Source organism: Leisingera sp. G5_S3_59_S7 (assembly GCF_054968485.1).
Map to the genome: position 1 here is coordinate 1 of NZ_JBQKUH010000092.1, position 10,940 is coordinate 10,940.

The window sequence follows — 10,940 nt, forward strand, 5'->3', positions numbered from 1 at the left end:
CCAACGCCGCGCAGGGGGCAGGCGCAGCCTGCCGTCTGAGGCGGGGGCGGGAGGGCTGCGTTCTCCCTCTGCAGAAAAAAGAAACTGCCGGAGCCAGAGGCAGCGGCAGTCAGTGAGGCGGGCCTTAGTGACAGGGGTGGTAGGGACGGCCCGCCAGGGTCCGCTCGGGATCACTCGTCGTCGGGCCAGATACCGTCCGAGGTGGGGCTTCCGTCGTCATACTGCGAGAGCCACTCTACCATCAGCGGGCGGTTGTCGATGAAGCCCTTATAGGTCGCCAGCTCCTCCGGCAGGTCGCGGATCACCCGGTGCAGGCGGCGGCCCCATTTCGGCACCGTCACCAGATCGTTGAAGCTGATCAGGTAGCAGCGGATCGGGAAGGCCAGCGCGTTGGAGCGGGGCAGGCGGAAGAAGGTCTGAAGCTCGACCCGCAGGTGCTGCTTTTCGCCGATGTTGTCCATCGTCAGCCCCTGCTTCATCACGCCCCATTTGTGGTAGTTCTCAGGACTGGTGTCCAACAGCGGGTTGACCGTCATCGTCCAGTTCAGGCGACGGGCCGGCTGGCCCTGCTGGATATTCAGCAGGAATTTCAGCGCTCGCACGAAGATGCCCATCTCATGCGCCTTTGGCACTGGCGCGTGCCATTCAAAGAAGTTCATCCCGATGTCGAAATCCAGCGACCAGTCAGCCTGGGTAGTGACCATGCCGGCATCCATCCACAGGTTGTCGTCGCGCTGGTCCAGCACCGCAAAGTCGCCCTGGGTCTGGCGGGTGATGTATTCCATCGGCCCGTAAGGCAGGGTGCTTTCGTCCAGGAAAGTGAAGGTGTCGTCGATGCCCAGCGGCTTGTTGATCCAGCGCCAGCGGTTGCCGTCCTTGTGCAGTTCGAACAGGTCCGGGTATTCGGACGCCTTGGCCTCCATGATCAGTTCCAGCAGGTCCCAGCCGGCCAGCGTCATGTGCGGCAGCGACTGGCAGCGCAGCGGATCGTTTGCCAGCACGCGGGCACGGTCCTTCATTTCCGAGACGTAATGCTCGTCCACGTCGAAGGTGCGCTCAAACACCGAACCGGGCCGGTAGGACTTATGCGGCTCCATGTTCACCGAGTACATGTAGCTGTCCTCGTGGAACGGGAACGGGAAGCGTTTGACTGCCCAGTCCGAGTTCTTGAAGGTGAAGTCGCCGTAGAAGGTTTCGTCGTTGAATTGGATTGTCATTTTCTTTCCTCAGCGATCCAGGACCAGGGTCTTGCCTTCAAAGCGCGAGACGCAGGGCATGATATGCTTGCCGCTGGCCTTTTGCTCATCGGTCAGCCAGTGATCGTAATGCAGGAACTTGCCGTCGTAGCCGATGACATTGGTCTCGCACTGGCCGCAGGCGCCGCCGCGGCAGAGGTAAGGGGCGTCGATGCCGGCTGCTTCCAGCGCTTCCAGCAGCGATTGATGCTCGCCGACCTGAACCACCTTGTTCGACACAGCGCATTTTACCTCGAACGGCTTGCCGGAAGCGGGGGCCAGGAACTCCTCGGAATGCACGGCTTCGCGCGGCCAGCCCATCTCCCCGGCGGTGGAATGCACCCAGTTGATCATGCCTTTGGGGCCGCAGACATAGACATGGGTGCCCAGCGGCTGGGTGGCGAGCAGAGTCTTGAGGTCGATCGCCTCCCCCTGGTCGTCGTGGTAGATGTGGACCTTGCCGGGGTATTTGGCCTTCAGCTCTTCCGCGTAGGTGCCGAGCGAAGCGGTGCGGACCGCGTAGTGCAGCTCAAAATGGCCGCCCATCATGGTCAGCTGATGCATTTGGGCCATGAACGGCGTGATGCCGATGCCGCCGGCCAGCATCAGATGCTTGCCTGCCCGCAAGTCCAGCGAAAACAGGTTCACCGGGTTGGAGATCACCATCTCCATGCCCTCTTTCACCTGGCTGTGCATGAACTTGGAGCCGCCGCGGCCTTCGTCGTCGCGGCGCACCGAGATCATGTAGGCGCCGCGGTCGGCCGGATCGGACATCAGCGAATAGGCGTTGAGCCTTGTGATATCGCCGTCCTGCATCTCCACCACGGTATGCGCGCCGCCCGAGAAGGTTGGCAGGCCGCCGCCGCCGGTGCGGACAAATTTGAAACGCGTGACCAAATCGTTGATTGGTTTCACCTCGGCCACGGTGACATTCAGTTTTGCGGTGCCAGCACTCATTTGAACAGCTCCACTTTCTCGGGGATGTTGCCCGGATCCTCGGCGTCCACCCGCACGCCCTGGAAGGCGGCGAGGCGGCGCGAGTAGTGATCGCGCACGAACAGGCTGAGGCCGCAGTGGCTGCATTCAAACGGGTCGGTGGTGACGTCCTCAGTGATGCCCTTGCAGTGCACGCATTGCATGCGCCGCGCGGTTGAACCGCGGTGTTCGGTCTGGATCGCGGTGTGCGGGATGCCCGCCGCGGTGGCCTCGGCCATGGCCTGGCCCATCAGGCTTTCGGTGCCGCTCAGATACACCTGCGTGCCCATGTGGCAATCCTGCAGGGCACGGCGGATGCGGCTTTGCGCGGCCTCGTAAGAGGGGCCGGCATAGAACTTGCCGGCGCCCAACTCTTCCAGCTGGCTGCTGTATTTGGTGCCAGTTGCCTTGGGGATGTAGATTATGTGGGACTTGGCCCAGAAATCCTTGGCCCCTGATTTTGCGAGGGATTTGGCCAGATCCAGGATCGCCTCGGCGCCTTCGGCGTCGGCAATCATCAGGTGGCCGCTGCCGGGCCGGGCTTCAAGCTCGCCGTAAACCGGGCGGCTTTTGATCGAAGGTGGGAATTGGGTCTTAGACATGTGGGTCGCTTTTCCTGCAGTCCGGGTGAACGAAAGCGGGCGCCCCCGGGATGGGGGCGCCCGGGATCCGGATCAGCCCTTTGCGGTGCGGATCGATTTGTCCTTGTCGTAGAAGGGCATCTCTGCGGCGGTGGCGGCAATTTCGGTGCCGTCGCCATTGCGGACCGTCAGCTCGGTGCCGGGCTTGGCGCAGTCGACCGGCATCCGCGCGATGCCCACGTTATGATTGTTGATCTCGGAATACATGCCATAGGTGACCACGCCGACCTTCTCGCCGTTCTGCAGGAGGTCCGCGCCTTCATCCGCGGGGATCTTGCCCTCCAGCATGACGCCGTAGATCTTGAACCGCTCCTTGCCTTCGGCGGCATAGTGGTTCTCGGCGCCGATGAAGCCGGTTTTGCCGGGGGAGACGGTGAACTCGAGGCCCAACTCCCACAGCGTGTCGCCGCAGGTCTCGTCGTCGAACGGGTAGGTTTCGGAGTTGTCGCCCGGGTAGAACAGCAGGTAGCTTTCGGTGCGCAGCAGGTCGAGGGTGGAGAACTGGACGGGCACGATGCCCAGACCCGCGCCCTTGTCCAGGATGCTGTCCCAGAGGTGCACCGCGTCCTTGGCCTGGCAAAAAATCTCATAACCGCGCTCGCCGGTGTAGCCGGTGCGCGAGATCATCACCGGGCAGCCGAACAGCTTGGTCTGGATGATGCCGAAGTAGGCCAGATCACGGATGCCGGGCACGTATTCGGCGAGGAAGTCGACTGCGACCGGGCCCTGAAGCGACATGTCGTGCAGGTTGTCGTCGAAGATCACGGAGCAGTTCTTGCCGGCTGCGACCGTGTTCAGCTGCTCCATGCCGGTGCCGGTGCCGTGCACCACCATCCAGCTGTTCACCGACAGGCGGTAGATGATGCAGTCATCCACGAACTTGCCCTGGTCGTTCAGGATCGAGGCATAGGTGGAGCGGCCCGGCATGATCTTTTCGACGTTGCGGGTGGTGACCCGGTCGATGACCTGGGCCGCGTGCTCACCCACTACGTGTACCTTCTTGAGGCCGGATACGTCCATGAGGCCCGCCTTGGTGCGGACCGCCTCGTAATCTGCTTTGGCGCGTTCAGGGGTGTGGTCATAGAACCATGCGGTTCCCATGCCGTTCCAATCTTCCAGCTCGCCGCCGATTTCCTTGTGGCGCTGCGCCAGTGCTGAAGTCCGCCAGATGATGGCCATTTTGCGTTTCTCCCTATTGGTGCGGACCAAAATTGTTGATTTGGTTCCATTGGTCTGGTCCAGTTAGCCAAGAGAGGGGGTGTTGTGTCAATGAATATTCCTATCAGGAAAAAGATTTCGCCTAAAATGCCGATTCCGCATGGCTTTGCGGCATGGATTGGCCTGAAATGGTCTTTTGGGTTGCCGGTTTGAGGTTGCGGATGCTGCCGGATGACCCGCCCAGAGTGAGAATCGGGAGGTTGCAGCGCCGCGGATTCGCGTGATTCCGCCGCAAACGGGCCGGTCCCCAGTGCGATTTGCCCGCGTTTCCCAGGGGCGTCGGAGTGCGGCAGCCAAGCGATGGCGGGGTTCCCTAAGCTGTTGGGGTGCGAGGGCTAACAGGTGCGGTAGGAGAACCAGGAAAGGGTGCCTGGGAGCCAGCAGAATTCCCTGCCAGTGAATAAACTTTCACATGATTATTGACAGATTTGCACACCGAGACCCACAATAAAGGAAAATAATATTCCCAAGAGGCAAAAATGCCCGGGAGAACTGCCAACAGGAGGGCAAAACATTGGATGGAAATCTGAACGCGCTAACAACCGTGTTCACCGAGTTCTATTACTGGGTGACGGTTGTCTTCATGTTCCTCATTCACGTGGGGTTCTGCATGTATGAGGTCGGCGCCAGCCGCCACCGCAACCACATGCACACATTGATGAAGAACATCATGATCATTCCGCTGGTCACGGTGACATTCTTCTTTTTCGGCTGGTGGATCTACTGGGCCTTCCCCAGTTTCCCGTTCTTCGGCGGGCTGAACCATGAAGCGGGCGCGGCAAACCTGCCATGGTCGCAGAACATGGCTGCCAACCTGTCCGACCGGATCACCGGCGTGTTCTGGGCGGCGTTCCTGCTGTTCTCCTGGACCGCAGCCTCGATCGTGTCGGGGGCTGTCATCGAGCGGATCCGCTCCTCCGCCTTGTGGGTGCATGCGGTGATGATCGGTTCGGTGTTCTGGATCATCGACGCCGCCTGGGGCTGGCATGCCGAAGGCTGGATGGTCAAATACCTCGGCTATCATGATGCCTATGCGTCTGGCGTGATCCACGCGATTGCCGGCGGTTACGCGCTGGGTGTGATCATGGTGCTGGGGCCGCGGCTGGGCAAGTTTGCCGCCGATGGCACCCCGCGCGATATCCCGCCGCATAATCCCTGGATGCTGACCATCGGGATCTTCCTGATCTACTCCGGTTTCTGGGGCTTCTATGCCGCCTGCAACATCCCGGTGATCTCGCCCGAAGGTATTGGCGGGCTGCTGACTGGCGACACCTGGACGGCCACCAACATCTATCTGGCGCCGACCTCGCTGTCTGCGATCACCTTCAACTTCCTGATGTCGCTGTCCGGCGGTCTGATGGCGGCCTATGTGGTGTCCAAGGGCGATGCGTTCTGGACCTTCTCCGGCGGTCTGGCTGGCATTATCACCGCTTCCGCGGGCAACGATCTGTATCACCCGATCCAGGCGATGCTGGTCGGTGCGGTTGGTGTCGTGATCGTGTACAAGCTGCACTACTGGGTGGAGCGCACGTTCAAGCTGGATGATGCGGTGGGCGCCGTTGCGGTGCATGGGTATTCCGGCGTTGTCGGCCTGATCATCGCGGGCTTCCTGCTGTGGGGCGCGCCGAGCTCGCCCTATGAAGGCTTCGCCACCGTGAACCCGGTGGGTCAGACCGTTGGCGCCGTGATCATGTTCGGGGTGCTGGGCTGGCTGCCCGGTTACCTGATCGCCAAGATGCAAGCCGCCGCGGGCGTTCTGCGGATCCCGGTAGAGGTCGAGCTGCAGGGTCTCGATTACGCCGAACACCATGCCTACGAAGACGCCAAGGCCGAAATCATTGCCGCCGACAAGGCTGCGCTGAATGGCGGCGGTGTTCCAGCTGAATAAGGAGAATTGAAATGTCTACGATCGGTTACGACAGCTGGGCGGTGGATCTGGCAGAGGTTGGGGCGGTCTATCCGTTCCAGGGGTCAGAGGGGCTGATGGTGGTCCTTGGGGTGGTCTTCTGGATCGCCTGGCACCGGATCCAGTTTGTCCGGGAGGGCGAACATCTGGAGAAGGCCAAGCGGATGGGAGACACGGAGAAAATCCACAATCTGCTTGAGAAGTACTGAGCTTCCCAGATCAGGGGCGCGCCATCTGGCGCGCCTTTTCTTTCCTTCATAGGAAAATAAGTTTCATAAGAGTTGAACGGCAGATCGCAAACTGCTAGCCTTGATTCGAGATGAAAAGCAGGAGGCACACCCATGTGCGGGATTGTCGGTCTTTTTCTGAAAGACAAATCACTTGAGCCGAAACTGGGCGATATGCTCACCGATATGCTCATCACCATGACGGACCGCGGTCCGGACAGCGCGGGCATTGCGATCTATGGCGCGGATGCGGATGGCCGGGCCAAGCTCACCGTTCAGTCCGACACGCCGGAGGAGGCCTTTGACGGCCTGGATGGCGCGCTGGCCGAAGCGCTGAGCGCCGATGTGTCGATCCGTGTGATCGACACTCATGCGGTTCTCGAATTGCCCGCGGGCAAGGAAGAGGAGGCCCGCAGCGCGCTGGCCGAGCTGCGCCCCGGCATGCGTGTCATGAGCGCAGGCGACACCATCGAGATCTACAAGGAGGTGGGTCTGCCTGAGAAGGTTGCCGAGCGTTTCGACGTGCGCGGCATGAGCGGCAGCCACGGCATCGGCCACACCCGCATGGCCACTGAATCCGCCGTGACGACTGAGGGTGCGCACCCGTTCTCCACTGGCTCCGACCAGTGCCTGGTGCACAACGGCTCGCTGTCCAACCACAACGCGCTGCGCCGTAAGTTGCGCCGCGAAGGCGTGCGGATCGAAAGCCAGAACGATACCGAAGTGGGCGCGGCCTATCTGACCTGGAAGATGCAGAACGGCGCATCCCTGGGCGAGGCGCTGGAAGGCAGCCTGGAGGATCTGGACGGTTTCTTCACCTTTGTGGTCGGCACCAAGGACGGCTTTGGCGTGGTCCGCGACCCGATCGCCTGCAAGCCGGCCGTGATGGCGGAGACCGACCAGTATGTGGCGTTCGGGTCCGAATACCGCGCGCTGGTGAACCTGCCGGGCATCGAAGACGCCCGCGTTTGGGAGCCCGAACCCGCAACCGTTTACTTCTGGAACCACTAAGATGCAGACATATGATCTTGAAGCAAATGGCCTGCGCGGTCTGAATTCGGCCCTGCAGGAACTCAATGGCAGCTCCAACAAGACTGCTTGGGAAATCGTTAACCCCAAGGGCAGCCATGCGATTGCCGTGGGCCTGAACTCGCCCATTGAAGTCACCGTCAAGGGCTCCACCGGGTACTATTGCGCCGGCATGAACCAGCAGGCGACCGTCAAGGTGGAGGGCTCTGTAGGCCCCGGTGTGGCGGAAAACATGATGTCCGGCACCGTGATCGTCGAAGGCGACGCCAGCCAGTATGCCGGCGCCACCGGTCATGGCGGCCTCTTGGTGATCAAGGGCAATGCGTCGTCGCGCTGCGGCATCTCGATGAAGGGCATCGACATCGTCGTGCACGGCAACATCGGCCACATGTGCGCCTTTATGGCGCAGGCGGGCAACCTGGTGGTGCTGGGCGATGCCGGCGATGCGCTGGGCGACAGCTGCTATGAGGCGCGGTTCTTTGTGCGCGGCAAAGTCAAGAGCCTTGGCGCCGACTGTGTCGAGAAGGAAATGCGCCCGGAACATATTGAGATCCTCAAGGATCTGCTGGCCCGCGCCGGTGCGGATGCCAAGCCGGAGGAGTTCAAGCGCTACGGCTCCGCCCGGCAGCTCTACAACTTCGACGTCGACAACGCGCAAGCGTACTAAGGACAGGGATCAAAAAACATGGATAGCAATAACATCCCCCGTACGGTCCCGATCCAGTCGGCGACTTTCTCCAACCCGATCAACGCGGAGATCCGCCGCGCGGCGGCCACCGGGATCTATGACATCCGCGGCGGCGGCGCCAAGCGCAAGGTGCCGCATTTCGATGACCTGCTGTTCCTTGGCGCTTCGATCTCGCGCTATCCGCTGGAGGGCTACCGGGAGAAATGCGAAACAAAGGTGACGCTGGGCACCCGCTTTGCCAAGAAGCCGATTGAGCTGGATATCCCGATCACCATCGCCGGCATGAGCTTTGGCGCGCTGTCCGGGCCCGCCAAGGAGGCCCTGGGCCGCGGCGCATCCGCTGCGGGCACGTCGACAACCACCGGCGACGGCGGCATGACCCCTGAGGAGCGCGGTCATTCCTCCAAGCTGGTCTATCAGTATCTGCCGTCCCGTTACGGCATGAACCCGGACGATCTGCGCAAGGCGGACGCGATTGAGGTCGTGGTCGGCCAGGGCGCCAAGCCCGGCGGCGGCGGCATGCTGCTGGGGCAGAAGATCTCCGACCGGGTTGCGGAAATGCGCACCCTTCCCAAGGGCATCGACCAGCGTTCCGCCTGCCGCCACCCGGACTGGACCGGCCCGGATGATTTGGAAATCAAGATCCTGGAGCTGCGCGAAATCACTGATTGGCAGGTGCCGATCTACATCAAGGTCGGCGGCACACGCCCCTATTATGACACCGCGCTGGCGGTGAAGGCGGGCGCTGACGTTGTGGTGCTGGACGGCATGCAGGGCGGCACAGCCGCCACCCAGGACGTGTTCATCGAACACGTCGGCCTGCCGACGCTGGCCTGCATCCGCCCTGCCGTGCAGGCGCTGCAGGATCTGGGCGTGCACCGCGAGGTGCAGCTGGTGGTTTCCGGCGGCATTCGCACCGGCGCGGACGTGGCCAAGGCGATGGCTCTGGGCGCGGACGCGGTGGCCATCGGCACCGCGGCGCTGGTCGCGCTGGGCGACAACGACCCGAAGTGGGAGAATGAGTACCAGAAGCTGGGCACCACCACCGGCGCCTATGACGACTGGCACGAGGGCCGCGACCCGGCCGGCATAACCACCCAGGACCCGGAGCTGATGAAACGCCTGGATCCGGTCGATGCGGGCCGCCGCCTGCGCAACTACCTCAAGGTGATGACGCTGGAAGCCCAGACCATCGCCCGCGCCTGCGGCCACAACCATCTGCACAACCTCGAGCCCGAGGATCTGTGCGCCCTGACCATGGAGGCGGCCGCGATGGCGCGGGTGCCGCTGGCGGGCACCGACTGGTACCCGGGCAAAGCAGGGTTCTGATGATTGGCGGGGCGCGGCTGGCAATAGTCCGCGCCCCATTTCTGAAATACGTTCAACAGGGAAAGGAAGTAGGACCATGACGACAGATCTGGCTGCTTTCGCACAAGAAAAAGGCGTCAAATACTTCATGATCTCCTTCACCGACTTGTTCGGTGGCCAGCGCGCCAAACTGGTGCCGGCGCAGGCGATCGCGGACATGCAGGAAGACGGGGCCGGCTTTGCCGGTTTTGCCACCTGGCTTGACCTGACGCCCGCACATCCGGACATGCTGGCGGTGCCGGATCCGTCCTCGGTAATCCAGCTGCCGTGGAAGCCGGAGGTCGCCTGGGTGGCGGCGGACTGCGTGATGGAAGGCGAAGACGTGGCCCAGGCGCCGCGCAACGTGCTGCGCCGCCTGATCAAAGAGGCCGCGGACGAGGGTCTGCACGTGAAGACCGGCATCGAGGCCGAATTCTTTCTGCTGACGCCGGACGGGGAGGAGATCTCCGACCCCTTCGATACAGCTGAAAAACCCTGCTACGACCAGCAGGCGGTGATGCGCCGCTATGACGTGGTGCGCGAGATTTGCGACTACATGCTGGAATTGGGCTGGGGCCCCTACCAGAACGACCATGAGGACGCCAACGGACAGTTCGAGATGAACTGGGAGTTCGACGACGCACTGTCGACCGCCGACAAGCACAGCTTTTTCAAGTTCATGACTAAGTCGGTGGCAGAGAGGCACGGCTACCGCGCGACCTTCATGCCGAAACCGGTCGAGGGTCTTACCGGCAACGGCTGCCATGCCCATATCTCGGTCTGGGATGCGCCGGGCAAGGATGCCCGCACCAATGTCTTTGCCGCCGAAAAGGGAGAGGGCCAGATTGCCGAACTGGGCCTGTCGGAACAGGGCGGCTGGTTCCTGGGCGGCATCATGAAACACGCCTCGGCGCTGGCGGCGATCACCAACCCGACGGTGAATTCCTACAAGCGGATCAACGCGCCGCGCACCATGTCCGGGGCCACCTGGGCGCCGAACACGGTCACCTGGACCGGCAACAATCGCACCCACATGGTGCGCGTGCCCGGCCCCGGCCGGTTCGAGCTGCGTCTGCCGGACGGGGCCGTGAACCCCTACCTGCTGCAGGCGGTGATTATCGCCGCCGGGCTTTCCGGCATCCGCTCCAAGGCCGACCCCGGCCCGCGCCACGACATCGACATGTACGCCGAAGGCCACACCATCACCGACGCGCCGAAGCTGCCGCTCAACATGCTGGATGCGCTGCGCTTCTACGACAAGGACGACGGCCTGAAGGCGATGATGGGCGAGGAGTTCTCAGCCGCTTACCTGAAGATGAAAGAGCAGGAGTGGAACTCCTTCGTCAATCACTTCTCCCGCTGGGAGAAAGACAACACGCTCGACATCTGATTCCCCGGTCCGGCCTTCGGGCCGGACCTCTGCGGCCCGGGCATTGCCCGGGCCCTTTTTATTTGCGGCAGCGCCTGCCGCATATGCGCCGCCTTCACCCTGGGTGAAATTCCGCCTGTTTCCGATGGGCGGCAGATCCGCCGGAAACCTCCTGTTTTTCAGGGGAAACGGTTCAGGAAGGTGTTGACGCCCAGGAAAATAAATTGAGTAATAGGAATATATCTTGCCTCGCAATCAACTTCTGCCGCGGGGCGTGAACCGGAACGGATGGCAGCAGGGAGATG

General features: G+C 62.2%; 10 protein-coding genes. 6 read left to right on the forward strand and 4 right to left on the reverse strand.

Annotated features, from left to right (window positions below; all coding sequences use genetic code 11):
• Positions 1 to 170 precede the first annotated feature (170 nt).
• The 4 genes from ACTRWG_RS21935 to ACTRWG_RS21950 form a co-directional block, all read right to left on the reverse strand.
• Positions 171 to 1,217, reverse strand: coding sequence for a heme-dependent oxidative N-demethylase family protein (locus ACTRWG_RS21935; RefSeq protein WP_027236187.1), 1,047 nt, complete (start codon positions 1,215 to 1,217; stop codon positions 171 to 173).
• 9 nt (positions 1,218 to 1,226) lie between these two features.
• Entirely contained in the window at positions 1,227 to 2,192 is a 966-nt protein-coding gene (locus ACTRWG_RS21940; protein ID WP_027236188.1) for a PDR/VanB family oxidoreductase, read from the reverse strand.
• Positions 2,189 to 2,812, reverse strand: coding sequence for a dimethylamine monooxygenase subunit DmmA family protein (locus ACTRWG_RS21945; protein WP_027236189.1), 624 nt, complete (start codon positions 2,810 to 2,812; stop codon positions 2,189 to 2,191). The genes ACTRWG_RS21940 and ACTRWG_RS21945 overlap by 4 nt, the downstream gene beginning before the upstream one ends.
• Positions 2,813 to 2,884: 72 nt before the next feature.
• Positions 2,885 to 4,030 (reverse strand): aminomethyltransferase family protein, encoded by a 1,146-nt coding sequence (locus tag ACTRWG_RS21950; protein WP_027236190.1) that lies wholly within the window; start codon positions 4,028 to 4,030, stop codon positions 2,885 to 2,887.
• A gap of 553 nt (positions 4,031 to 4,583) precedes the next feature.
• On the opposite strand from ACTRWG_RS21950, the gene ACTRWG_RS21955 reads away from it, so the two are divergent.
• From ACTRWG_RS21955 to glnT, 6 genes are all read left to right on the forward strand, one after another.
• On the forward strand, positions 4,584 to 5,957 hold the full coding sequence (locus tag ACTRWG_RS21955) for an ammonium transporter (protein WP_027236191.1): 1,374 nt from the start codon (positions 4,584 to 4,586) through the stop codon (positions 5,955 to 5,957).
• Positions 5,958 to 5,968: 11 nt separating this feature from the next.
• Positions 5,969 to 6,184 (forward strand): hypothetical protein, encoded by a 216-nt coding sequence (locus tag ACTRWG_RS21960; RefSeq protein WP_027236192.1) that lies wholly within the window; start codon positions 5,969 to 5,971, stop codon positions 6,182 to 6,184.
• Between the two features lie 132 nt (positions 6,185 to 6,316).
• Entirely contained in the window at positions 6,317 to 7,213 is an 897-nt protein-coding gene (locus ACTRWG_RS21965; protein ID WP_027236193.1) for a class II glutamine amidotransferase, read from the forward strand.
• Between the two features lies 1 nt (position 7,214).
• Positions 7,215 to 7,898 (forward strand): GltB/FmdC/FwdC-like GXGXG domain-containing protein, encoded by a 684-nt coding sequence (locus tag ACTRWG_RS21970; protein WP_027236194.1) that lies wholly within the window; start codon positions 7,215 to 7,217, stop codon positions 7,896 to 7,898.
• Between the two features lie 18 nt (positions 7,899 to 7,916).
• Positions 7,917 to 9,248 (forward strand): FMN-binding glutamate synthase family protein, encoded by a 1,332-nt coding sequence (locus ACTRWG_RS21975; RefSeq protein WP_027236195.1) that lies wholly within the window; start codon positions 7,917 to 7,919, stop codon positions 9,246 to 9,248.
• Positions 9,249 to 9,324: 76 nt separating this feature from the next.
• Positions 9,325 to 10,656: a type III glutamate--ammonia ligase gene (glnT, locus tag ACTRWG_RS21980; protein ID WP_027236196.1), complete on the forward strand. Its 1,332-nt coding sequence runs from the start codon at positions 9,325 to 9,327 to the stop codon at positions 10,654 to 10,656.
• The last annotated feature ends 284 nt before the right edge of the window (positions 10,657 to 10,940 follow it).

What these genes read in the sequence shown, in the direction of transcription:
- ACTRWG_RS21940 (WP_027236188.1), bottom strand. Translation starts at nt 2,192, where the DNA reads ATGAGTGCTGGCACCGCAAAACTGAATGTCACCGTGGCCGAGGTGAAA.
- ACTRWG_RS21960 (WP_027236192.1), top strand. Translation starts at nt 5,969, where the DNA reads ATGTCTACGATCGGTTACGACAGCTGGGCGGTGGATCTGGCAGAGGTT.
- ACTRWG_RS21970 (WP_027236194.1), top strand. Translation starts at nt 7,215, where the DNA reads ATGCAGACATATGATCTTGAAGCAAATGGCCTGCGCGGTCTGAATTCG.
- ACTRWG_RS21965 (WP_027236193.1), top strand. Translation starts at nt 6,317, where the DNA reads ATGTGCGGGATTGTCGGTCTTTTTCTGAAAGACAAATCACTTGAGCCG.
- ACTRWG_RS21935 (WP_027236187.1), bottom strand. Translation starts at nt 1,217, where the DNA reads ATGACAATCCAATTCAACGACGAAACCTTCTACGGCGACTTCACCTTC.
- ACTRWG_RS21950 (WP_027236190.1), bottom strand. Translation starts at nt 4,030, where the DNA reads ATGGCCATCATCTGGCGGACTTCAGCACTGGCGCAGCGCCACAAGGAA.
- ACTRWG_RS21945 (WP_027236189.1), bottom strand. Translation starts at nt 2,812, where the DNA reads ATGTCTAAGACCCAATTCCCACCTTCGATCAAAAGCCGCCCGGTTTAC.
- glnT (WP_027236196.1), top strand. Translation starts at nt 9,325, where the DNA reads ATGACGACAGATCTGGCTGCTTTCGCACAAGAAAAAGGCGTCAAATAC.
- ACTRWG_RS21975 (WP_027236195.1), top strand. Translation starts at nt 7,917, where the DNA reads ATGGATAGCAATAACATCCCCCGTACGGTCCCGATCCAGTCGGCGACT.